20 protein-coding genes are annotated in these 24023 nt (G+C 42.0%); 8 read left to right on the top strand and 12 right to left on the bottom strand.

All coding sequences use genetic code 11. From position 1 onward, the window contains the following. Genes D0T51_RS00360 through D0T51_RS00350 form a run of 3 tightly spaced genes read left to right on the top strand, consistent with a single transcriptional unit; the run spans position 1 to position 3467 of the window. Entirely contained in the window at positions 1-1239 is a 1239-nt protein-coding gene (locus tag D0T51_RS00360; RefSeq protein ID WP_163723774.1) for an ABC transporter permease, read from the top strand. A 16-nt stretch (positions 1240-1255) separates the two neighbouring features. Then, complete coding sequence (locus D0T51_RS00355) at positions 1256-1954, top strand: ABC transporter ATP-binding protein (RefSeq protein WP_306439037.1); 699 nt, start codon at positions 1256-1258, stop codon at positions 1952-1954. Positions 1955-1973: 19 nt separating this feature from the next. Continuing rightward, positions 1974-3467 carry a TolC family protein gene (locus tag D0T51_RS00350; RefSeq protein ID WP_163723772.1) on the top strand — a complete coding sequence of 498 codons (1494 nt, stop codon included), beginning with the start codon at positions 1974-1976 and terminating at the stop codon, positions 3465-3467. Between the two features lie 74 nt (positions 3468-3541). Here the strand turns inward: D0T51_RS00350 and D0T51_RS00345 are convergent, their stop codons facing one another. From D0T51_RS00345 to D0T51_RS00295, 11 genes are all read right to left on the bottom strand, one after another. Then, positions 3542-4219: an SGNH/GDSL hydrolase family protein gene (locus tag D0T51_RS00345; protein WP_163723770.1), complete on the bottom strand. Its 678-nt coding sequence runs from the start codon at positions 4217-4219 to the stop codon at positions 3542-3544. A 175-nt stretch (positions 4220-4394) separates the two neighbouring features. Continuing rightward, positions 4395-4598, bottom strand: coding sequence for a winged helix-turn-helix domain-containing protein (locus tag D0T51_RS00340; RefSeq protein WP_163723769.1), 204 nt, complete (start codon positions 4596-4598; stop codon positions 4395-4397). Between the two features lie 181 nt (positions 4599-4779). Then, positions 4780-6759 (bottom strand): transcription termination factor Rho, encoded by a 1980-nt coding sequence (gene rho / locus D0T51_RS00335; RefSeq protein WP_163723767.1) that lies wholly within the window; start codon positions 6757-6759, stop codon positions 4780-4782. A gap of 183 nt (positions 6760-6942) precedes the next feature. Next, entirely contained in the window at positions 6943-8271 is a 1329-nt protein-coding gene (gene tilS, locus D0T51_RS00330) for a tRNA lysidine(34) synthetase TilS (RefSeq protein ID WP_163723765.1), read from the bottom strand. 62 nt (positions 8272-8333) lie between these two features. Further along, positions 8334-9101, bottom strand: a complete 768-nt coding sequence (locus D0T51_RS00325; RefSeq protein WP_163723764.1) for a zinc ribbon domain-containing protein — start codon at positions 9099-9101, stop codon at positions 8334-8336. Between the two features lies 1 nt (position 9102). Next, positions 9103-10200, bottom strand: coding sequence for a Nif3-like dinuclear metal center hexameric protein (locus D0T51_RS00320; protein WP_163723761.1), 1098 nt, complete (start codon positions 10198-10200; stop codon positions 9103-9105). Between the two features lie 61 nt (positions 10201-10261). After that, positions 10262-12019 carry an aspartate--tRNA ligase gene (gene aspS, locus D0T51_RS00315; RefSeq protein WP_163723759.1) on the bottom strand — a complete coding sequence of 586 codons (1758 nt, stop codon included), beginning with the start codon at positions 12017-12019 and terminating at the stop codon, positions 10262-10264. A gap of 132 nt (positions 12020-12151) precedes the next feature. After that, complete coding sequence (locus D0T51_RS00310) at positions 12152-13726, bottom strand: serine hydrolase (RefSeq protein ID WP_163723757.1); 1575 nt, start codon at positions 13724-13726, stop codon at positions 12152-12154. A 5-nt stretch (positions 13727-13731) separates the two neighbouring features. Continuing rightward, positions 13732-15594, bottom strand: a complete 1863-nt coding sequence (locus D0T51_RS00305) for an endonuclease/exonuclease/phosphatase family protein (RefSeq protein ID WP_163723755.1) — start codon at positions 15592-15594, stop codon at positions 13732-13734. 97 nt (positions 15595-15691) lie between these two features. Continuing rightward, complete coding sequence (locus D0T51_RS00300) at positions 15692-16720, bottom strand: low specificity L-threonine aldolase (RefSeq protein ID WP_163723752.1); 1029 nt, start codon at positions 16718-16720, stop codon at positions 15692-15694. Between the two features lie 96 nt (positions 16721-16816). Further along, complete coding sequence (locus tag D0T51_RS00295; RefSeq protein ID WP_163723750.1) at positions 16817-17320, bottom strand: RNA polymerase sigma factor; 504 nt, start codon at positions 17318-17320, stop codon at positions 16817-16819. 251 nt (positions 17321-17571) lie between these two features. On the opposite strand from D0T51_RS00295, the gene D0T51_RS00290 reads away from it, so the two are divergent. Continuing rightward, positions 17572-18972, top strand: coding sequence for a nodulation protein NfeD (locus D0T51_RS00290; RefSeq protein WP_163723748.1), 1401 nt, complete (start codon positions 17572-17574; stop codon positions 18970-18972). Here the strand turns inward: D0T51_RS00290 and D0T51_RS00285 are convergent. Further along, positions 18951-19592, bottom strand: a complete 642-nt coding sequence (locus tag D0T51_RS00285) for a helix-turn-helix domain-containing protein (protein WP_163723746.1) — start codon at positions 19590-19592, stop codon at positions 18951-18953. The genes D0T51_RS00290 and D0T51_RS00285 overlap by 22 nt on opposite strands. A 90-nt stretch (positions 19593-19682) precedes the next feature. Between D0T51_RS00285 and kdsB the strand changes: the two genes are divergently transcribed. The 4 genes from kdsB to D0T51_RS00265 all read left to right on the top strand — a co-directional run bounded on the left by kdsB (position 19683) and on the right by D0T51_RS00265 (position 24015). Continuing rightward, positions 19683-20429, top strand: a complete 747-nt coding sequence (kdsB, locus tag D0T51_RS00280) for a 3-deoxy-manno-octulosonate cytidylyltransferase (RefSeq protein WP_163723744.1) — start codon at positions 19683-19685, stop codon at positions 20427-20429. Between the two features lie 305 nt (positions 20430-20734). After that, complete coding sequence (locus tag D0T51_RS00275) at positions 20735-21982, top strand: efflux RND transporter periplasmic adaptor subunit (RefSeq protein WP_163723742.1); 1248 nt, start codon at positions 20735-20737, stop codon at positions 21980-21982. A gap of 36 nt (positions 21983-22018) precedes the next feature. Continuing rightward, positions 22019-22684 (top strand): ABC transporter ATP-binding protein, encoded by a 666-nt coding sequence (locus D0T51_RS00270; protein WP_163723741.1) that lies wholly within the window; start codon positions 22019-22021, stop codon positions 22682-22684. Between the two features lie 89 nt (positions 22685-22773). After that, positions 22774-24015: an ABC transporter permease gene (locus tag D0T51_RS00265; RefSeq protein WP_163723738.1), complete on the top strand. Its 1242-nt coding sequence runs from the start codon at positions 22774-22776 to the stop codon at positions 24013-24015. Positions 24016-24023: the final 8 nt, after the last annotated feature.

Here is a 24023-nt window from a genome sequence, read left to right as displayed (position 1 = left end):
ATGCAATTTGATGAAAATGTCCGCTTGGCGTTAAGCGGATTAACCGATCATAAATTCCGTTCTTTCCTAACGATGTTAGGTATTATTTTTGGAGTAGCTTCTGTGATTGCCATGCTTTCCATAGGGGAAGGTGCCAAACGGGAGGCGATCGCTAAATATCAGGACCTAGGGGTGAATAATATTATTGTGCGGGAAAAAACGCTTTCGGAGAACGAACTGGAAGAGGTAAGAGCCAAATTCTCTCAGGGTTTATCTCTGCAGGATGCTGCTGTTATCAAAGATATTGTACCGGGAGTTGAACGCGTTGCCTCCCAGGCGGAGATTAATACCGACGTCAAGTATACGGATAAATCTATTAAGTCAACTATTATAGGTGTTTCGCCTGAGTTTCTTAATATGATGAATTATAAAGCGCAAAAGGGTGAGTTTATCAATGAAAATCATTATAATCAGAAATTGAAGGTCTGTGTCTTAGGAGCAGGTGTGGCGAATCATTTGTTTCAATATGAAGATCCGATAGGTAAAATGGTAAAGGTGGAAGATCAATGGTTGGAAGTTATTGGAGTGCTTGAATCCAAAACCCTTTTTACCGAAACCGTTGGAGAGCTTGCTGCCCGTGACCTGAATACGGATGTATATACTCCCCTTTCCACCTTCTTGAACCGGTTTACCCGGGAAAATCTCTTATCCAGTCAGATCCAGCAGATCACGGTACAGGTAGATAACTCCAATCGTTTGCTCGAAGCCTCTAAGCTTATTAACGAGATTGTGAAAAGGCATCATTTTAATAATGACGATTACAGTATTGTCATTCCTTTTGAATTATTGAAACAGGAGGAAAAAGAAAGACAGATCTATAATTTTCTGTTAGGAGCGATTGCCGCCATTTCACTGATTGTAGGTGGGATTGGTATCATGAATATTATGTTGGCAACTGTAATGGAGCGTACCCGTGAAATTGGTATCCGGCGGGCAATTGGTGCCCGTAAAGCGGATATTATGAGCCAGTTTGTAACTGAAGCGATTGTGATAAGTATAACCGGAGGAATTATCGGTGTATTATTGGGGGTAACCCTCTCGTTGACGGTTACTTTATTTACGGATATTAGTACATACATCAAAGCCTACTCCATTTTGATTGCTTTTGCTTTTTCAGTAATAGTCGGTATTAGTTTCGGTTATTTGCCAGCAAAGAATGCTGCCAATCTGAAACCCGTTGATTCAATACGTTACGAATAAAAAGAGGATAGATATTATGTTGATCGAAATAACAAATATGGTTAAAAATTATGCCATAGGAACAATGGAAATTCCGGCATTACAGAATATAAATCTCCGGATTGAAAAAAACGAATATGTCGCTATTATGGGGCCTTCCGGTTCCGGGAAATCGACTTTGATGAATATACTCGGATGCCTGGATACCCCGTCAAGCGGACATTACCTTTTTAACAATGTGGATGTAAGCAGCCTGGATGATGACTCTTTATCGACAATGAGAAACAAAGAGATTGGGTTTATCTTCCAGAATTTTAATCTTTTGCCTCGTTTAAATGCACTGCAAAATGTGGAATTACCCCTGATCTATTCCGGCACTCCCGGCAATGAGCGGAGAGAAAGAGCACTGAAAGCGCTGGAGAGAGTGAAACTGGCTGATCGCATCGATCATAAACCCAGCGAATTGAGTGGAGGACAACGACAACGTGTGGCCATTGCTCGTGCCTTAGTTACGAATCCAGGCATCCTGTTGGCCGATGAACCTACCGGTGCTCTCGATTCAAAAACGGGAGTAGATATCATGCGTCTCTTTCACGAACTGCATCAGGAAGGAAATACCATCATATTGATTACGCATGAGCAAGAAATTGCCAATTATGCCAATCGGAATATCTATATAAAAGACGGTATGATTCATTCGGACCAGTTAAACACAAATAAAACACTTATTGTATAATCGACTTATTCTACAAAGTATGAAAAAGATATATCTGATTCTTTTTACTGTTCTTATTTCTTTCCCCAACAGGCAATTACAAGCGCAGACCCAAACACATTATCTTACTTTAGAGGAAAGTATCCATATAGCTAAAAAACAAAGCTTGAGAATGTTGGGGTTAACGGAGAATCTGAAAATTGCGGAATACAACTTAAAGTCTACAACAAGCCGGTTTAAGACGCATATTAATATGAATCTTACTTTGCCTCAATATACGGAAACGGTCCGCCAATGGGAAGATAGTACCGGTATATCCTTTTATCCGGTTAAACAACTCAACTATGCCACCCGGCTTACGATCAATCAGCCGTTACCGACCGATGGTAATATTTATATACAGACCGGATTATCCAATTATGAAGATTATTTCTCTGATCTTCGTTCTTCTAATTTGAATACGCGTATAGGTTTCACACAACCCCTGGATGCTTTTTATGGGTACAATCAGATCCGGTCGGCTTATAAACTGGCGCAATTGGCTTATGAGAAATCGAATAAACTGTATAAGAGAGAAGAAGCTCTTTTGGTTTATAATGTAAGCAGTTATTATTATAATTTGCTTTCTATTCAGAAAAGAACAGAAATTGCTTTTATGAATTTAGAGCGACAAACAGAGGCTTTTGAGATCTCTCAAAAGAAGTATGAGGCCGGACTTATTCGTGAGGTCGATGCTTTGCAAATGGAAGTAGATCTGGCAGCTGCTCAGAACTCTTATGAAGGGGAGTTGCAGAATCAATTCGAAGCAATCAATTCGTTCAAAAACATGCTGGGATTGGATCTTCGAGACAGCTTGATATTAAGCAGTGAACTGAAGTATAAGGTCGTAGCCATAGACCCCGAAAAGGCGGTGCGATTGGCTATCGAAAATCGTCCGGAAATACGAGATCGGGAAATCGAAATTGCGGAACAGGAACTCAATATAAAAAGACAAAAAGCCGAAGGCATGGTTAGAGGTAGCATAGATGCTTATTTTGAGAAGGTCGGTGTCAGCCGGCAGGATATCGATTTAAGTCTAGGTACTTCGATAAAAAACTCATATAAAGATTTTACAAACCGTCCTTCCAATTTTGGTGTGGGGCTTACTGTAACGATACCTATACTTGATTGGGGTGAAAACAAAGCCTTGGTGAGAGCCGCACAGGCCCGATTGAAACAAGCTGCTTACAACAAAGAGGAAGAGGAACGGAATATAGAGACGGAAGTACGTAATTTGGTGGCCAGCTTAGGCAGTTATCTAAAGCGATTGCAATCTTTGGAAAAGAATGTTGCCGTAGCTGAAAAGAGTTTCCAAATCACCCTCCAGCGTTACTCTGACGGCGATATCGACAGCCAATCATTGGCCTTGGAACGGGATCGTTTGAATAGCGCTTATACCACTCATTTAGGTGCCTATATTGAATATCAGAGGGCTTTGGCCAATCTAACCTATCAGACATTCTATGATTTCCAAAAAGAGGAATTAGTGCAATAATATTTTCGATTTTTTCTACACTACAGGCGAAAGGCATGGACGGTATGGTCAGTACTGCCCATGCCTTTCGGCAATTATTTAATCACCTTGACCAGGGCTTCTTGCACAAGAGCTTCCATAATCTTATACGCTTCCAAATTGGGATGTACCCCATCTCGTGCATATTTTTCAGGTAAGCCGTTACGTTCATCTTTTAATGCGGAATGATAATCGACATAACTCAAACCGTTTTGAGCAGCATATTCTTTCAGCCATCCGTTTAACTGAATGATTTTATTGGCAGGTTCCAAGCCTTTGCGCCAGGGATAATCGTAAACGGGTAAAATGGAGCAGAGTATGACATGTATGTTATTGGCTTTGGCTAATTCTGCCATAGAGACAATATTCCCAAAGATATTTTCTTGTGAGATATAACCGATATTCTGTGCAATGTCGTTTGTCCCAGCTAGGATAACAACAGCCTGAGGTTTTAATTGGATTACATCGGCACGAAAACGAACCAACATCTCGGCAGTCGTTTGCCCTCCTATCCCCCGGTCTATATAATCATTCTTGATAAAAAACATGGAATCGGCAGGCCACCAGCCATCTGTGATTGAATTCCCCATAAACACCACTTTGGAAGGAGTCTTTACACTTTTGTTTGCTTCTGCATAGCGGTTGAAACGCGCCCAGTCTTTTTCCTGAGCAAACACCCCTGAGGTGAGACATAAACTAAAGGCTAGTATTAGCCACTGCTTCTTGTTTTTCATGACTTTATCTAATTTTTGTACAAATGTAGGGTATTGTTATTCTCTTTTACAGAAAATTCCCGCAAAAAAGAAAGAGATACTTCTTTTTCTTTATTATCATTCTTTTTGAAAACAAAAAAGCAAGCCTGAGGAACGATCTCTTCAGGCTTGCTTTTATTTCTTGTTTTGATCTTGATTAATTGATCAACTTCACATACAAGATACCGTCTTGATTACGGAATTGTATTTTACCTTCACGAGCCAACCAACCCAATGCTAGAAAAATACGAGACTCTCTCAGGCTGGTAATTTCTCCAATCTTACGGATGGACATTTGTTCTCTCTCTACGAGCAGTTGCCAGATAGCACCAGCAAACTGACCTACTTCATGTTTAATCATACTGTAAATATTAAGATTTTGATGTTCGCTTAAAGATAATAAAAATCACTTAATAAATAAAGATTCATCAGGTGTTTTATATGTTTATGAACATGCTTTCTGTTCATATTCGAGTATGTAAACAAAAAAAAGACCTATTCAGTTGTTGAATAGGTCTTTTTTTCCTGCATCAGGAATCCATTTATCCATTCATAGATGCAAGGAATTCCATATTGTCGGATGTATTTTCCATATGTTTCTTTACAAATTCCATCGCTTCGATAGAATTCATATCTGACAGGTATTTGCGAAGTATCCACATACGGTTTACTGTTGCATCGTCTTGCAATAGATCGTCCCGGCGGGTGCTGGATGCAATAATGTCTACAGCCGGATAAATACGTTTGTTTGAAAGCTTACGATCAAGTTGTAACTCCATATTACCCGTACCTTTAAACTCTTCAAAGATCACATCATCCATCTTAGAGCCTGTCTCTGTCAATGCTGTCGCCAGTATGGTCAAGCTACCTCCGTTTTCAATGTTACGGGCAGCTCCAAAGAAACGTTTGGGTTTCTGCAAAGCATTTGCGTCTACCCCTCCTGAAAGGACTTTACCTGAAGCCGGTTGCACGGTATTATAGGCACGTGCCAGACGCGTGATAGAGTCCAAAAGGATCACGACATCGTGTCCACATTCAACCATGCGTTTGGCCTTGTTTAATACGATCTCTGCTATTTTCACATGACGTTCTGCCGGTTCGTCAAAGGTAGAAGCGATTACTTCCGCATCCACGCTACGAGCCATATCTGTTACTTCCTCCGGACGTTCATCAATCAATAAGATAATCATGTATACCTCCGGATGATTGGCGGCAATGGCATTGGCAATATCTTTCAACAACATTGTTTTCCCTGTCTTGGGTTGAGCCACAATCAGTCCACGTTGTCCTTTTCCTATAGGTGAGAAAAGGTCTACCACCCGTACCGCTGTTTTGTCGTATACCTTCGGTGCACGACGGGCTGTCAACATAAATTTTTCATCCGGGAACAGAGGGGTCAAATGATCGAAAGGAACGCGGTCGCGCACCTCTTCCGGAGTACGGCCGTTTATTTTATCTACTTTGACTAAGGGGAAATATTTTTCTCCTTCTTTGGGAGGACGGATGGGACCTTCAACAACATCCCCGGTACGCAATCCAAACAATTTGATTTGTGATTGAGAAACATATATGTCATCTGGAGATGTCAAGTAATTATAATCGGACGAACGAAGGAATCCATACCCATCCTGCATCATTTCCAACACTCCTGTACCAATCAGAATGCCATCAAATTCATAGGCCTTTTCCTGAGACTGTTGATTGTTGTTTGTATTCTTATTATGTTGTTGTCCGTTTTTATTATGTTGTTTGTTCCCTGTATTAGCCGGTTGAGCCGGTTCATTTTCTACCGCACGCTTAGGTTCTGCCTTTGTAGGGGTAGATGATGAGAAAGGAAATATCTGATCAAGTACAGATTTTGCATCCGGGTGACGGAAGACAACTCGTTTGGCTTCTCCTTCTTTCGGAGCTGTTTCGGGTGTTGTTGTTTCCGATTCGACAACTTCTTGTTTGGGTTCTTCCGGGCTTGCTTTTAATTCCGGTTCTTCTAAAGTCGGAAGCAGAGAGAGTTGTTGTTGTTCTTCTTCTTTTTTTTCTTTAGCTACTACCGGTTTTTTGAGTATTACTTTTTTCTCTGTAACAGGTTCTGTTTTTATCACCTTGGGTGTCTCTTTGTCACTTGCCGGTATTACAGCTGCCACTACCTTTTCTTTCTTTTCTATACGGGTTCTCTTTTTCTTGTCGGCAACAACTTCTGCCTCTTTGTTGTCAGCAGGTGTTGTTTTCTTTTCTGCTGCTTGGGGCGAAGTGGCAGTTTCTGTTTTACTTTTGGGCGTTTTAGTTGTTTTTGCAGCTGTTTTAGTTGTCCCTTTTTTAGCCCGGTCTACGGCTTTTTTGGCTTCTTTTTCTTTTTCTTTTTCAACCTGAATACCGGCTAATGAAATGGCTTGTTCGTCAAGGATTCGATAGACAAGTTCTTCTTTCTTTAAGCTGCTGATTTTTTTAATACCTAACTCTTCCGCAATCGTTTGTAATTCGGGAAGGAGTTTTTCATTTAGTTCTAAAATGTTGTATTTCTGCATAATGCGAAGTAAATAATGATAAGACGTACGAAGGCCTACTTAACCTTTTAAGCGCACGTAATTGTATCTTTTAAATAAATAAATTATTAATATTTTCCATGTATAATCGAAATGTTCAACTAATTTGACACATTAGCGACATATCTGTGAAGTAAATCTGTGCAAATGTATAAACTTTTTCAATTAGTCATACCTTTTGATCGTTTTTTTTACGCGAAGGACCTGCTTTGTCTCTTTATTGATGCGAAAACGGTTATCGCTTCTTTCTCCTACAATCCAAATAATATCTTTCCCGCTGCATAACAACCAAACATCTTCTTTTTGTTGCAGGCTAAACTTCTGATTGGAAAAGTAATCACTTAGTTTTTTGCGGCCTGACATTCCAAAGGGAACAAACCAATCTCCTTTCTGCCAACGACGTAAGGTCAAAGGGAAATGGAGCTTATTCAAATCAAAATAAGCCGTATCTTTTTCTTTTTCAATCACAAATTCTTTAGACAAAACAGTTTCTTGCCAGGAAAGTTTAACCGGCAGAGAGTTTTTGTTTTCTTCTGTTACTGTATAGGTTTCTAAAACAGGATGTGCGGCAATTGGTGTGATTAATAAATAATCACGGTCTTTAATTAACCGAAAATCAGAAGAGAAAAACAATTTCCCCGATGTTTTATTCAGAGATTCATATATCTCATTGCAGAGAATACGATTGAATCCATAAGGTTTTAGTAGCTCGTATAAGACGGTTTTAGGGGAAGGATATTGTAACAACAGAGGGATGGATACATGGTTATCAGTAGTGATCACTTTCTCTCTGGCCTCTTTTATTACGTATTGATATATTTCATCAACGGTAGCTAAATGCTCCGTTGTCCGACGAATTGTTTCTCGAACCGAAGGATTGATCTTCTCCAAGGCAGGAAGTATTTCCAGGCGAATGTAATTACGTGTATAAACATCCGAAAGATTGCTGCTGTCTGTGATATAGGTGTAATTTTCCTGTAATAACCAAAAGATAATCTCTTCGCGGCTTACCGTCAACAGGGGACGAACGATATATCCGTTCCGAGGTTTAATCCCTCGCATCCCCCGAATACCGGATCCCCGGATCAGGTTCATAAGAACAGTTTCTATATTGTCATCCCGATGATGGGCCACAGCAATAGCCTGCGCTTTCAACGTGAAACGCATCTCCTCAAACCATTGATAACGCAGTTCCCGTGCCGCCATCTCAATAGAAATATGCTTTTCTTTAGCATAAGAGGTCGTATCAAAGTCGGTTTTATAAAAAGGGACCCCTATATTTTCGGCAAATTCCCGGGCAAAACGTTCATCCCGATCCGACTCTTCTCCCCGTAGATGAAAATTACAATGAATGGCCATACAGGTATATCCTAAACGGACTAAAACCGCCAAGAGAGCAACCGAGTCAGCTCCCCCACTTAATCCAACCAATACCGGTTCCTTTGCTGAAAGCAGCTTGTATTTATGGATATATGTACGGACGGTTTTTATCATTTTGCTTAAAACAAATATAGGGATACAATGTACCCCTATATGTTTATATATATAATTCTATTTTATGCTTCTTCCACTCCTGCCAGTTCGGGATCGATCATGATACGACCGCAATACTCACAGACAATGACTTTTTTTCTCAACTTGATGTCCATTTGTTTCTGAGGAGGAATCTTATTGAAACAACCTCCACAAGCATCTCGTTGAATATAGACAACAGCCAAACCGTTACGGGCACCTTTACGGATACGTTTGAAAGCAGTCAACAAACGGGGCTCAACAGTCACTTCCAGCTTTTTAGCTTTTTCACGTAACTTTTCTTCTTCCTGTTTGGTTTCGGAAATAATCTCTTCCAATTCATTTTTTTTCTGTACTAAATCAGCTTTACGGCCATCCAGTATCTCTGTCAGTTGAGCGATCTCTCCTTTCTTTATGTTGTTAAGCTCTGTATATTCTTTGATTTTCTTTTCCGAAAATTCTATTTCCAATCCCTGAAATTCTATTTCTTTGGACAGATTATCAAATTCACGGTTATTACGAACATTATCCAGCTGTGATTTATATTTTTCAATTAAAGCTGTCGATTCCGTAATTTTATTTTTTTGTTGTACCGAGGCAGATTCATATTCTTTTATATCAGCTTGGTAATTAAAAAGACGAGTTTCCAGCCCTGCAATCTCATCTTCCAGGTCTTGAACCTCCAAAGGCAATTCACCGCGAAGCGTCTTGATTTTATCAATTTCAGTCATCATCGTCTGAAGCTGATACAGTGTAGAAAGCTTTTCTTCAACTGTATACTCTTTTTCAGCTGATTGTTTGTCTGTAGCCATTCTATAAATATTTTACTGGGTTTGAATTAACATTTGAAAAATGCACTGCAAAGGTAGGAAATTTTTTTGATATGATGTTATAAAATATTTCTTTTGTACAGACCTCAGACTCATAATGACCGATCACAGCCAATAAGATGCGGTCTTCAACATCAAAAAAGTCGTTGTATTTCGCTTCTCCTGTTATGAAAACATCTGCACCATAAGCAATTGCTTCTTTGATAAGAAAAGCTCCACTCCCTCCACATAAAGCTACTTCACGGATAGGTTTGCCTGTCAGACTGGAATGTTTAATACATTGAACATCAAATAAATCTTTTATTCGTTGCAAGAATATCAATTCATCTTCTTCTCTCGGCAACTCCCCTACTACACCTGAGCCAGCCTGTTCCCAAGTATTACTTAAGGGATAGAAATCAAAAGCCGGTTCCTCGTAAGGATGCACAGAGCGTAAAGCCCGTGTGACTGCCATTCTTTTATATGCCGGCAGAATGGTTTCAATCCGAACTTCCTGTTCCAAATGTAGTTCACCGATTTCTCCCCGGAAAGGATGAGCAGCTTCTTTGGCCCGGTAAGACCCGTCCCCCTCCAAATTAAAACTGCAGGAGTCATAATTCCCGATATTCCCCGCTCCCGCTTTAAACAAAGCGGTTCGAACAAATTCGGCATGAGATGTGGGAACAAAAGTCACGAGTTTCAGTAAAACACCTTTCTGCGGACTCAAAATACGTATATTTTGCAACCCGATCCTTTCAGCCAACCGATAATTGACTCCGCCAATGGCATTGTCCAGGTTGGTATGTGCTGCATATACAACCAGGTCATATTTGCAGGCTTTGATCAGGCAACGTTCAATATAAGTTGATCCTTTCAGTGATTTAAAAGGTTTAAAGGCCAAGGGATGATGAGAAATGATCAGGTTGCACTCTTTTTCTATCGCTTCCTCTATCACTGCTTCGGTAACATCCAGGCATAATAATACTCCAGTGGCCAGTTGATTTACATCTCCCACCTGTATTCCTGCATTGTCAAAGTCCTCTTGCAACGGTAGCGGTGCAAAACGTTCTATTTCATTCAGTATATCCTTGACCTTTAACATACAATGTATTAATTGTTAATTATAAACTATCAAAGATGCATTTGAAAGTTGTACAATTCGTTTATTCTTCACAATTTACTGTCAAATTGAGTTCTTTCAATTGCGATTCATCAATAAAAGAAGGAGCATCCAGCATAACATCCCGTCCAGAGTTGTTTTTCGGGAATGCGATACAGTCACGGATAGAATCCAATCCGGCAAATAAAGATACCCAGCGATCCAAACCATAAGCCAGTCCTCCATGAGGCGGTGCACCATATTTGAATGCATTCATTAAGAATCCAAATTGTTCATCTGCTTTTTCCGGAGTGAATCCAAGCAATTTAAACATCTTATTTTGCAGTTCGCTATCATGGATACGGATAGATCCTCCTCCTACTTCCACACCGTTGATTACCATATCATAGGCATTTGCCCGAACGGCTCCGGGATTTGTATCCAACAAAGGAATATCCTCCAGTTTAGGCGAAGTAAACGGATGGTGCATCGCATAGAAACGTTGATCCTCTTCGCTATATTCAAACAAAGGGAAATCAACGACCCACAAACACACAAACTGATTCTTATCCCGAAGTCCCAATTGGTTACCCATTTCAAGACGAAGTTCGTTCAACTGTTTCCGTGTTTTCATACTATCATCGCCCGAAAGAATCAGTATCAAGTCTCCTGGTTTAGCTCCAAAAGCAGCTTTCATCTTTTGTAAGGTTTCCTGTGAATAAAATTTATCCACACTCGATTTAACACTGCCATCTTCTTCCACCCGTGCGTATACCATTCCTTTGGCACCAATCTGAGGGCGTTTTACAAATTCGGTCAGGCTATCCAGTTGCTTACGGGTATAACCGGCAGCACCTTCGGCGCATATACCACCCACATAAGCTGCATTATCAAACACGGAGAAACCATGTCCCTGCATAATATCCATCAACTCGACAAAAGGCATTCCAAAACGCAAGTCCGGCTTATCACTGCCATAATATTTCATCGCATCATGCCAGGTCATACGTACAAATGGATCCTTTAGTTCAACCCCTCGGATTGTTTTGAAAAGATATTTGGACATACCTTCAAATAAGTGCAAGACATCTTCCTGCTCAACAAAACTCATTTCACAGTCTATCTGCGTAAACTCCGGTTGACGGTCTGCGCGTAAGTCTTCATCACGAAAACATTTTACGATTTGAAAATAACGGTCAAAACCGGAAACCATCAACAGCTGTTTCAGTGTCTGAGGTGATTGTGGCAAGGCATAAAACTGTCCCGGGTTCATACGCGAAGGTACGACAAAGTCGCGGGCTCCTTCCGGTGTGGAATTAACAAGTATAGGTGTTTCCACTTCCAAAAAACCTTGTTCATCCAGGTATTGACGAACAGCAATTGTCATCTTATGACGGAGTTCCATATTGGCTCGTACGGTATTACGGCGTAAGTCCAGGTAACGATATTTCATACGGATATCATCACCTCCGTCTGTCTCATCTTCTATCGTAAAAGGAGGTGTTATCGCTGCGTTCAGTACTGTCAGGTCCGAAACGATCAATTCGATTTCTCCTGTTGGCATATGGGCATTTTTACTTGAACGTTCCCGCACAACCCCTGTTACCTGAATGACATATTCACGTCCTAATTTATTCGCCTGTTCACAGAGTGGAGCATTTACTTCCTGATTAAAAACCAATTGGGTAATACCATATCGGTCACGGATATCCACAAACGTCATACCACCCATTTTACGGCTTCGTTGTACCCAACCAGCCAGTACTACTTCTAATCCTTCATCAGTCAGGCGTAAATCGCCACATGTTCTTGTTCTGTACATATTATTTTAAGTATATTTCTATTTATTTTATCCCTTTTCGACAGACTGTTGCAACGCATTTCATGTCAAAAACAGGAAGTTGCAAAGATATAAGATAATTCTTGATTTGCAGAAGAAAAACAAACCGGATTCTTATTCCTCCCTTATTCCTTTTAGTTCTATTATACGTGCATTGGATTGTTCACTGTTTGTAAGATGAATGACAACCTGGTTATTCATAAAGGAGCACCTGTAATTTTCATAATGCGATTCTGTCAGATAGAGTAAACGTAGGTTTAACTGATTAGCATGTATCCAACTCCCATAACCGGTCACCTTGAATGGAGATAAACCGGTAGGAATCCGCCGTTTATTCAGATAATAAGGGCCTGTCTTTTCCGTTTCTCCATATCGCCATACATCCCAGCCAAAAGGCAGTTCATACTCTTTTCCCTCTTTATATAATGTCAGTAGAATATCTCCATCTTCCTTGAAAACAAAAGAGACCTTCTGAATCCCTTCTTGATTCGGTTCCATATGGAAAGAGTAAGATACATTTTTCAAGGGCAAAAGACTATCGGGTGTATGATAAGGAGGAGGCAATTGCAAAGAGGAAATGCTGCTGATAAGCATTTCATTGCTCATCTCATCACTGTCCAGGTTATAATCGAACATGACAGGGATAAGATGTTCCCACATCAATTTCATTATCCGATGCATATTGGGTTCATTGGCCGTGGTAACGATTACGGCATCTTTCTCCGGAAGCACAACAATCAATTGTCCTCTTGCCCCATCCGCCCGGTAAGCATCGTGTGTTGATCGCCATATCTGGTAACCATAACCTTGTGCCCCGTCGTCATTCGCATTTTCCTCCGGTGTCCGGTCCGGTTTTTGATAAATATGGGCCGTGGTGGCTTCTTCAATCCAGGATTCTGGCAGAAGCTGCACACCTTGCCATTTCCCTTTTTGCAGATAGAACTGTCCCAACCGAGCCATATCTATTGTTTTCATACGTACTCCCCAACCTCCTGTATTTATACCCCGGTTATCTACTTCCCATTGCATAGTATCGATACCTAAAGGGATCAATAATCGAGGTTTCAGATAATCCAAGACAGATTCACCCGTTAGCTTTTGGATAATAGCCGATAAAATATACGTAGCATAACTACTGTATTGAAAGCGACTGCCTGGTTCATTAGGTATAGGGGTGGACAGAAATGATTTCACCCAATTGTCTTCTTCTTTTGTAAAAACAGGAGGCTGTTCATTACCGACTGTCATTGTCAATAAATGCTTCACTGTCAAAGCTGAAAGATGGGGAGATATATCCGCCGGCAGATCCTGCGGGAAGAAAGAGATAACGGCATCGTCTACAGTCAGTAGATTTTCATTTACAGCGAAACCAATGGCCGTAGAAGTCAATGTTTTACTTACAGAATGCATGATGTGATTCATATCGGAACGATACGGATACCACCAGGCTTCCGTAATAATCCTCCCATGGCGTAATAACATGAAACTATGCAATTCCAGTTGTTCCTTATCAACCGCCTCCAGAAAACGCAAAATCCCCTCTGTCGCAACACCCTGTGAGGCAGGTGAACTTCTTCTCAATTCATTGCTCCGTTGTTGAATGGCAGTTTTCGGTTTAGAAGAACACGACATCCACAGGAACGCACTGATAAAGCAAATAATAAAAACACCTGTCTCCCTCTTTCTCATATAAATTACAATTTTAAATCGTAAACAATCTCCCCTTTTCCATTCCATACCTGCAAAGTCATTTCTTTGCCTTTCTTTTGCAGAACCATAACCGTTGCCGTATCCAACCGCTGGCTACCTCCGACAACTACCGGGAAGTTATTCCTTACTTCTCCTTTGGCATAATAGGCATGGCGATGTGTGTGGGCACTGATATTGATATCGAAGGGTGCTTTTTCCAATAAACTGCCCCATAACGCAAAAGAGGGTTGGTATCCTCCCATCCGGTTTCCGTATAAAGGAATATGATTGACTAACACCCGTTTACCGGCTTGGGTGAAAACAGATGAAGCTAACTCTTCTTTGAGAAAGCCGACCTGGTCTTCACGCAGTTGGGTAAAGTCGTTCAAACCATAATATACCCATGTCGTATCTGGTTTATCCTCTCCACAATCCAACATAACAAAACGGGTATCACCCCAACTGAATGCACCATATGTCTTATCACCTACATAGTCAAACAATTCCCGCAGACCTATAGAATAAGCATTGCGTATTTCGTGATTCCCACGCAGATAGAATACAGGACGATTGGCAGCACCCACCGTTTCACACTGCATCGCAATATGGAAAAGGGCTTCTTTCTCATTGGCCGGATCATCAATACAATCACCATTGAAGAATACGAAGTCATAATCTACGTCTTTCACTAGATTGTATAATCCTTTTAAGGTAGCCTCCTGTTTATGAATATCATTAAAAACAAGTGCTGTGAAATCTTTCGTGTCTGCCTCAGGCAGGGTGAAAGAGTAGAAGGGGGATGTAGCCGTTTGACCAAACACTTTTTTATAAGCCTGATAGACTAAAATTTCCTGCGAACAAACACGGTAATAATAGGTTTGTCCGGGTTGCAGGCCGGATAAACGGATTTTATTGTGTAAATCATTACAGATCACCTGACCGTCTACCAGGGTACGTTCCCTTTTTAGATGCAGTGTATCCGTTCCATATTCAACCCAGCTATATGCCGGAACACGGGTCTGCCACATCACCGTAATGCCTCCGTCTACAGGGTTTTGCAGATAAGGAGAGGCATAAAAGATATTTTCTTGGGTGGCATGAAAACGGATATTCACCATAACAGGACGATGGTCGGATGCAACCGGCTCCTCCACTACCCGGGAAGACAAGACTGTAAAAGGCATATTCTCTGTTTTATAGGCAGCAATATAATCGATACACTCGCGCGGTTCATTGGCCGGAAATGTAAATTGCTTCGGGTTGGAGAGTATACTGAAATGTTTTTGCAACTCTTCGATAACGGGAGAGTCCGGACGGGCATTCAGGTCACCGGCGATGATAAAAGGTTTATCTGCTTTTTCTGCCTCTTTGCGAATCAGATCCACCGAAGTGAAACGATCCTCCTTATTCAACGAAAAATGAGAACAAGCCATCATAAACTTATCAAACTCAACCACCAACAGGGTACGTCTTTCTTCCCGTCCCGGCAAAGGAATGGAATAGCTACGCAAAGGTTTCTCTTTACTCAACATACCGATACCGTATTTTCCACCGTCATAGGATATTGCCGGCGCATAAATGGGATACATCAATGTCTGATTCGCCAGTTCACGAAGCACGTCTCTTTGCCCACTTCTAGCCGTCATGCTGTCTACTTCCTGCACGGCAACCACATCCGGAGTCATCCGATTTATGGCATCAGCCACACGTTGAAGGTCGGTTACATTGTCCAAGCCTTTTCCGTTACGGAAATTATAACTCATAATACGGTATGTATTATCTTCTGCATCCCCCAGCCTTTGAGAGTAAACGTCTGAAAATGGTAACATCCCTATAAACAGGGTGAGCCCAATAAGAATTCGTTTCATAGGTATATATTTAGATTGTTAGCAAACAAAAGTAATGTTTTTTCAGCAATATGGAATTCGAACGCCTATATTGATGGTTTTGCTTCAATAAGAATCTTTATTTTTCACTGAATACGTCCTTCAAATGAAGTTCAAACCGGGCGATATCCTCTCCGGTAGTATCCCAGGAGGTCACAAGACGGGCCTCGTGAATGGATTCATTCCACATATAAAAGAAATAGTTTTCCTGCAACCGTTTCAATGCTTCTACAGGAATTGTAAAAAACAACTGATTGGATTCTACTTTCTGGGTAAACTCTATCTGAGGATATTGTTTTAACACATCAGCCAGCTTTTGGGCGCTTATATTCGCTTTCAAGGCATTCTCCAGCCACAGATTGTTTTCCAGATAAGGAATAAACTGGGCCGAAAGATACCGCAGTTTGGAAGCCAACTGGGCCGACTGTTTGCGGTAATACTGCAGATGGGCTGTTATTTCCGGATGAAAAGAAACGACCGCCTCTCCTATCATCATACCGTTTTTCGTACCTCCCAGGCTCAATATATCCACCCCGGCATCGACCGTAGCCTGCTTCATCGTACAATTCAGAAAGGCACAGGCATTGGCCAGGCGGGCCCCATCCATATGCAGATACATATCATAGGTATGCAATAGGTCGGCAATGGCTTTTACCTCCTCCAGGGTATAAACCGTACCTAATTCTGTTACCTGGGAGATATAAACCACTTTGGGTTGGGAATGATGGCAAACACCGAAATTATGCAAACGCGTCTTTATCAGTTCCGGAGTTAACTTTCCATCCGAAGTAGGGATAGCAGTCACTGCACACCCACTCATCTTTGCCGGAGCCCCACATTCGTCGACATAGATGTGGGCTGTCTCTGCACAAACAATACTTTGATAAGGAAGTGTAACCGCTTGCAAAGCAACCGCATTGGCCCCTGTTCCGTTAAACACAAAAAAAGGATCGGCATGGACACCAAAGACTTCTTTTATTTTAGCTGTTGCAGCTTCTGTCCAAGGATCCTCTCCATAACCAAGGGCATGGTCTGTATTGGCTGATAGGATAGCCTCCATAACAGCCGGATGCACCCCCGAATTATTATCACTGGCAAAACTTCTCATATACTTTTTTTGAAAGCCAAAAGTACATAATATTCATATAGGGTTTTCATTCTTCTCTTCCTTTTACAGGATATTCTCTTGAAAATTACTGTTTGATTAATCGTTATATCCTTTCAACAGCCGCCGCAGTTCTTTTCGGGCAAAGTATATCCGGCTTTTCACCGTACCCAATGGAAGAGCTAACTGATGGCTGATCTCATTGTATTTATACCCATTTAAAAACAGGATAAAAGGAGTCTGCAACTCCGTATTCAGTCCATGAATAAGCCGGGTTATTTCTTTGACCTGAAACGATACCTCCGGCGTCATTAATCCGGAATCAATCATATTCAAATTGGAGATGTCCGTTTTAACGTCTATCAAGGCGTGCGTCCGCATAATTCGATGATAGTCGTTGATAAAGGTGTTACGCATAACCGTCAATACCCAACCCTTGAAATTTATATTGTCAACATATTTCTCGCGGCTGTTTAGTACTTTCAGTGTCGTATCCTGGGTCAAATCCTGGGCATCCGCTCGGTTGGCGGTCAATGACATCGCAAAATTCATCATGTTTTCTTGCATGCCCAATAATTTTTTCTGAAATTGCAACGCATTCATAAGGTTTCTTTTGGTTAGTCAATAGTTGTATAGTCTGTTGGGAATCCCTTTTTCTCTTCGGGAGTATACAAATATAAAAAAGAGAAACTATATAAAAAGTGACTTTCTAAAACATTACTAACAAAAAACGTAATAGAATAAATCGGAAGCAACCCGAATCGAAAATAATTACAAATAACGACTTTACAAACTAAGTTTTCCCTCATTTAGAACAAAAGGTTTATCATTTTCATAATAATAAGAAGAACACCATGAGACTCAAAATAGGTATTTTATTCCTGCTGCATCTCTTTTTCCATACCGGATGGACTGTTACCAGCCAAGCCGAAGAGCATTCCGACAAAAAATCTGTATATCTCATTGATATAAAAAAAGAAATAGATCATACCACCCGTATCTATTTGATGAACGGCTTGGCCGAAGCAGATAAAATGGGGGCCGATGCAGTACTTCTGCATATGAACACCTATGGAGGTTTATTAGATGCTGCCGACTCCATGCGCACGGCTGTCTTGTACAATCCCATCCCTGTATATGTCTTTATCGATAATAATGCCGCTTCCGCCGGTGCACTCATCTCTATTGCCTGTAAGAAAATATATATGCGGAAAGGCGCAAATATCGGGGCGGCCTCCGTTGTGAATCAGACAGGAGAGTTATTACCCGATAAATACCAGTCGTATATGCGTTCCTTGATTCGTTCCACCGCAGAAGCTCATGGCAAAGACACTCTTGTGCAAAAGGGGGATACGACATACAAATGGCTCAGGGATCCGTTAATCGCCGAGGCTATGGTGGATGAACGCACCGTTATTCCTCAGGTGAGTGACAGTGGTAAGGTGTTGACCTTTACAGCCGAAGAGGCTATGCAATGGGGATATTGTGACGGCATAGCCGAGTCTGTCGATGAAGTTATCAGGCAACATATCGGATTCCCTGCATATGAATTGAAGCAATACAGCCCTTCCTGGTATGATAACCTGAAAGGCTTTCTTATGAATCCCATGGTGCAATCGCTCTTTATCCTGATCCTAATTGGCGGGATCTATTTTGAGTTGCAAACACCGGGTATCGGTTTTCCTTCTGCTGCAGCTCTTATCGCTGCCATTCTTTACTTTGCCCCTTTGTATATGGATGGCTTGGCTCAGAACTGGGAGATTTTATTATTTGTTGTCGGACTCCTACTTATAGCCTTGGAAATATTTGTCATTCCCGGATTTGGGGTAGCCGGTATTGCTGGCATCATCTGTGTCATTGCCGGACTGACCATGAGTTTGTTGGATAATTTCTATTTTGATTTCGAAGGTGTCACCCATGCCGATACGGGAAGAGCTGCCCTCACGGTATTATTGGGCATAGGTTTGGGTTTTCTCCTTCTTCTCTGGTTGTCCAATAAGATAGGGCATACAAACGGTATTTTCCGAAAAGTCGCTTTACATGCAGACCTGGAAGAGGCCTCTGTTTCTCCCTCCTATTTTCCGGTGCCAGGCAAAGAAGGATGTGCGGCTACGGTCTTACGCCCTTCGGGAAAGGTCGAAATCGATGGAGAATATTATGATGGCGTATCGGAATCCGGCTTTATCGAAAAAGGAACACCTGTTCAAGTCGTGCGCTTCGAGAATGCACAGGTTTATGTTGTCTCCACCCGTTGATAGACGATCCGCTTATCAATCACCTGATATTGTAAGGCATTGATGGCCATCAGATCGCTCAGTATATTACGTGCGGTGTAATAATTGACGTGCCCCACCCGGCAAAACTGGTGTATATTGATATAGGTATGTGTCTCCAACCAGGCGAATAATCGTTCTACGGGTTTACTGATTTTCAATAAAGTGCCGTTTTCTTTGTTTTTCTTCTGCCAGGAAAAGATAAGGACTTCGTTGGCCAGGATGTTTTCATCCTGCACCCGGATATAGGCTTTGTATTTATCTTCTTTGTCCGGGGCCATATAGGGTTTGTCTCCACCGGGAGCAATATAAATTTCCAATACTGTTTTTCCGCACACCTGCCAACGCTTTGCTTCAAAGGGTACGGAAGGACGGGTATACATGGTCGATGCCGCTTCTATCATATAATATTCCTCTTCACTTCGGACACCGGCAATAACTCCGTTATCTTTGACCCCTATCAACAACCGGCCACCATCCGTATTGGCAAAAGCACTCAGTGTACGTGCAATTTTCTTGCTGTCGCTCACTTCAAACTTAAAATCGAGTTGCTGATGTTCACCTTCTTCTATCAATGCCTCTATGGGATGCCTCTTCTTCACTTCACCTTCGCTTTTGTCCGGCAAAATTAAAATAAATACCTAACTTTGTCAATCGAATAAACTCTAACAACCTATTATTTATACAAAGTGATGAAATTCATTGGAATAATCCCCGCTCGTTATGCCTCCACCCGCTTCCCGGGTAAACCCCTTGCCGACATGAAAGGAAAACCTATGATTCAACGGGTATATGAACAAGTAGAAGCTGTTCTGGATGCAGTATGTGTGGCAACGGATGATGTCCGTATTGAGGCGGCCGTCAAAGCTTTTGGAGGAGAGGTGGTGATGACTTCCGATCAACATCGCAGTGGTACGGATCGCTGCTTTGAAGCCTATACAAAGATAAAGAGTACATGCGATATTATTATTAATATTCAGGGAGACGAACCCTTTATCCAACCGGAACAGATTGAAACCTTGAAGAACTGTTTCACAGACCCCAGCGTACAAATAGCAACCCTGGTCAAACCTTTCCGTGCCGACGATGATTTTGAAACGACCCTCTTTAACGCCAATACCCCCAAAGTAGTCTTGAACAAACAGAACGAAGCTATGTATTTCAGTCGTTCAATCATCCCTTATTTCCGGGGAAAAGAATATACCGAATGGCTGCCGAATCATACCTATTATAAACATATCGGGCTTTACGCCTACCGGGCAGAGACATTGCGCGAAATCACGTTATTGCCCCAATCTCCCCTGGAGCTGGCTGAAAGCCTGGAACAATTGCGCTGGTTGGAAAACGGATACAAAATAAAAGCAGGTATTACCCAACAGGAAACCATCGGAATCGATACGCCCGAAGACATGGAAAAGGCGCTGCAGCTCTTCTTTTAATCCTCTTTTTACAGCATTTTTCAATAAATAGACATGGGCAATGTCAAGGATTATTCTGTTGCCGATGCGCATCGGCAATATTGACGAAGCGCATCAGCAACATTGACGAACACGATCAGCGATATTGCCGATGCCCATCAGCAACAAAATATCCGGGCCTTTTTTTCCTTCCAAAAACGTACACACTGTTCATTATTGAACAATACAACAACCACATACAATGCATATAATCAGGTATTTACATTTTTGGCACGTGCTTTGCTTATTACTGTGCAAAACGATAATAATTCAAAACACATATCAATATGGATCGAGAAATACCTAAAGAGATACGCCGCAAAGAGCTAATCAAACAACTTACAAAAGCCGGCTTGTTTCTGATTGTAGGAATAGCTGTTATCTGGGGATTGCTTTCAGTTATGCAAACGCGTATCAAGAAAAAGGATCTGATTATTTCAACAGTAGACACCGGAACAATCGAAGTAACCTCCAGTGCTTCCGGTAAGGTATTGCCTGCATTTGAAGAGATCATCACCTCTCCCATTAATTCCCGCATCGTAGAAGTCTATAAGCGTGGCGGTGACATTGTGGATATAGGCGACCCTATCCTGAAACTCGACTTGCAAACAGTAGAGAATGACTACAACAAACTGTTGGATGAACAGGAGATGAAGCGGTTGCAACTGGAACAGCTTCGCCTGAATAACCACAACAAACTCTCGGAGATGGAGATGCGCCTGAAAGTGGCTCGCATGACCCTTAACCGTAAAGAGGTAGAGCTTCGCAACGAACGCTACTTAGATGAACTGGGAGCAGGCACAGCCGATAAGGTGCTTCAAGTTGAACTCGATTATAACGTAAGCAAGCTGCAACTGGAAGAGGACGAGCAGAAATATGAGAATGAAAAGGCATTGGCCGATTCGGATATGAAGATCAAAGAGTTGGAATACAGCATCTTTCAGAAGAACCTCTCAGAGATGAAGCGAACCTTTGAAGATGCCCAGGTACGTGCTCCACGGAAAGCTATCCTTACTTATATAAACAATGAGATTGGTGCGCAGGTGGCACAGGGCAGTCGCTTAGCTATTGTTTCCGACCTCTCTCATTTCAAGATCGAGGGTGAGATTGCGGATTCTTATGGCGACAGAATATCGACCGGAAGCCGGGTGGTAGTGCGTATTGGTAATGACCGCTTGGATGGAATTGTAAGCGATGTTACCCCTTTGTCTAAAAACGGAGTGATCTCCTTCTCTGTGCAGTTGAAAGAGGACAACCATGCCCGCCTGCGTTCCGGCCTTCGTGCAGATATCTACGTAATGAATGCTATTAAAGAAGATGTGATGCGCATTGCCAATTCAAACTACTATGCAGGAAAAGGAGATTATGAGCTCTTTGTTATCAATGGCGATCAGTTGCTTAAACGGAAGGTAGTTCTGGGCGACAGCAACTATGAATATGTGGAAGTTGTCAGTGGTCTTCAGCCGGGTGATGAGGTCGTTGTCTCCGATATGTCAACCTATAAAGAGAAGAACAAGCTGAAACTCAGCCATTAAGTTAAACAGATTAATAATTAATAATAAATAAAAGAGATGATCACATTAACAAATTTAGAGAAGATCTATCGCACGAAAGAGATAGAGACCGTGGCATTAGAGAATGTAAACCTGGAAGTACAGAAAGGTGAGTTCCTGAGTATTATGGGGCCTTCCGGATGTGGTAAATCGACATTACTGAATATTATCGGGCTGTTGGATACACCTACTTACGGTATTGTTGAGATTAATGGCACCAATACGGTAGACATGACCGACAAACAACAGGCAGCCTTCCGTAACCAGCAGTTAGGCTTTGTTTTTCAGAGTTTCCATCTGATCAACTCCCTGAATGTGTTAGACAATGTGGAACTCCCCTTGCTTTATCGTAAGGTCTCTGCTTCGGACCGCCGTAAAGCCGCACAGGCGGTTTTGGAACGTGTAGGCTTAAGCCACCGTATGCGTCACTTCCCGACACAGCTTTCCGGTGGACAATGCCAGCGTGTGGCTATTGCCCGTGCTATTATCGGAAACCCGGAGATCATCCTTGCCGATGAACCGACAGGGAACCTCGACAGTAAGATGGGGGTTGAAGTGATGGATATCCTGCACAAACTGAACAAGGAGGACGGACGTACCATCGTAATGGTTACCCACAACGAACAACAAGCGAAACAAACTTCCCGGACAATTCGCTTCTTTGACGGAAGGCAGGTGCAGTAAGAGAATTGTTAATTGTTAATTGTTAATTATGAATGATTGGCAATCGGCAATTAACAATTAATAATTAATAATTAATAATTAGACTAATCGTGTTATTACAATACATCAAACAATCCCTTCAGATACTCCGTGAGAACCGGCTGGTAAGTATTGTATCTATCCTGGGGACGGCACTGGCCATTGCATTGGTGATGGTGATGTTTATGGTCTATCAGATCAAAACCGCCAATTATGCACCGGAGACAGCCCGCGACAGGACGCTTTACGGATCGGTAGCTTCACGCCCTAAACCCGAAATGACGGGGCAGAGCAATAATACCGGTTTCTCCTATCCATTGATCAAGAATTGGTTGTATGACCTGAAGACACCGGCGGTTGTTGCTGCTTTTTATTCGGGTGGAGAGTCGTTATTGGCAATTCCTGCCAAGCAGTTATATGCAGATTACAGAGTAAAATGGACGGATGAATACTTCTGGAAAGCATATCAGTTTCGCTTTCTGGAGGGACGCCCATTCACCAGTGATGAGATAAATGCCGGAGTACCCAAAGCAATTATTAGTGAAGAGGTAGCACGGCAGCTTTTCCACGGTGAAAAGGCAATAGGGCAAATAGTGGATATAGACCTGAAACCGCATGAAATAGTAGGTGTCGTAGCAGATGTCTCCCGGGCAACCGGTTATGCATACGCTCAGGTGTGGGCAACACTAACCAGCAATGCAGAAGCGATTGCCTCCTGGAATGAAGATACGGTTGGTAGCCTGATGTTAGTGTTGCAGGCACACAGTAAAAAGGATTTGCCGGAAATGCAGGAAGAGTTAGACAATGTTCTGAAGCGTTGCTCCGACAATAACCTGCAATATCAGATTGAAGCCAGTACCTACAGTGCTATTGATTGGATTGTTGGCGCTTCATCCGGGAAGTATTATTTGCAGAACCTGTTGATCATACTCTTCCTGTTGTTGTTGCCTGCACTGAACCTGACGGGCATAACGATGAACAATATCCGCAAACGCTCGTCCGAAGTGGGCATCCGTAAAGCTTTTGGTGCAACCGGAAATACCCTGATGGGGCAAATACTAATCGAGAACTTAGTGATTACAGCCATTGGTGCTCTGATCGGATTCCTACTCTCTTTTTTCTTTGTCTACATCAGCCGGAGTTTTCTTCTGACAGCCGATACTATGCTCACCATGGGGATGCTCTTCCAGCCTGCTAACTTTGTGGCTGCTGTTGTTTTCTGCCTTGTGATGAACCTGCTTAGTGCCGGTGTGCCTGCCTGGCGTATGTCGCGCCAGCCGATTGTCTATAGCCTGACCGGTAAAACCATCTAAACAATAGG

It is taken from the genome of Parabacteroides sp. 52 (assembly GCF_010500925.1).
Taxonomy (GTDB): Bacteria; Bacteroidota; Bacteroidia; order Bacteroidales; family Tannerellaceae; genus QVMG01.
The sequence above is the reverse complement of the archived record's forward strand: the minus strand, read 5'-3'. Positions and strand labels throughout refer to the sequence as shown.

Bases quoted from the DNA above. Each gene is read 5' to 3' on its own strand.
- D0T51_RS00270 (WP_163723741.1), top strand. From the start codon at position 22,019: ATGATCACATTAACAAATTTAGAGAAGATCTATCGCACGAAAGAGATA.
- D0T51_RS00320 (WP_163723761.1), bottom strand. From the start codon at position 10,200: ATGTTAAAGGTCAAGGATATACTGAATGAAATAGAACGTTTTGCACCG.
- D0T51_RS00345 (WP_163723770.1), bottom strand. From the start codon at position 4,219: ATGAAAAACAAGAAGCAGTGGCTAATACTAGCCTTTAGTTTATGTCTC.
- D0T51_RS00325 (WP_163723764.1), bottom strand. From the start codon at position 9,101: ATGGCTACAGACAAACAATCAGCTGAAAAAGAGTATACAGTTGAAGAA.
- D0T51_RS00305 (WP_163723755.1), bottom strand. From the start codon at position 15,594: ATGAAACGAATTCTTATTGGGCTCACCCTGTTTATAGGGATGTTACCA.
- D0T51_RS00275 (WP_163723742.1), top strand. From the start codon at position 20,735: ATGGATCGAGAAATACCTAAAGAGATACGCCGCAAAGAGCTAATCAAA.
- D0T51_RS00310 (WP_163723757.1), bottom strand. From the start codon at position 13,726: ATGAGAAAGAGGGAGACAGGTGTTTTTATTATTTGCTTTATCAGTGCG.
- kdsB (WP_163723744.1), top strand. From the start codon at position 19,683: ATGAAATTCATTGGAATAATCCCCGCTCGTTATGCCTCCACCCGCTTC.
- rho (WP_163723767.1), bottom strand. From the start codon at position 6,759: ATGCAGAAATACAACATTTTAGAACTAAATGAAAAACTCCTTCCCGAA.
- D0T51_RS00350 (WP_163723772.1), top strand. From the start codon at position 1,974: ATGAAAAAGATATATCTGATTCTTTTTACTGTTCTTATTTCTTTCCCC.
- D0T51_RS00340 (WP_163723769.1), bottom strand. From the start codon at position 4,598: ATGATTAAACATGAAGTAGGTCAGTTTGCTGGTGCTATCTGGCAACTG.
- aspS (WP_163723759.1), bottom strand. From the start codon at position 12,019: ATGTACAGAACAAGAACATGTGGCGATTTACGCCTGACTGATGAAGGA.
- D0T51_RS00300 (WP_163723752.1), bottom strand. From the start codon at position 16,720: ATGAGAAGTTTTGCCAGTGATAATAATTCGGGGGTGCATCCGGCTGTT.
- D0T51_RS00295 (WP_163723750.1), bottom strand. From the start codon at position 17,320: ATGAATGCGTTGCAATTTCAGAAAAAATTATTGGGCATGCAAGAAAAC.
- D0T51_RS00290 (WP_163723748.1), top strand. From the start codon at position 17,572: ATGAGACTCAAAATAGGTATTTTATTCCTGCTGCATCTCTTTTTCCAT.
- tilS (WP_163723765.1), bottom strand. From the start codon at position 8,271: ATGATAAAAACCGTCCGTACATATATCCATAAATACAAGCTGCTTTCA.
- D0T51_RS00355 (WP_306439037.1), top strand. From the start codon at position 1,256: ATGTTGATCGAAATAACAAATATGGTTAAAAATTATGCCATAGGAACA.
- D0T51_RS00360 (WP_163723774.1), top strand. From the start codon at position 1: ATGCAATTTGATGAAAATGTCCGCTTGGCGTTAAGCGGATTAACCGAT.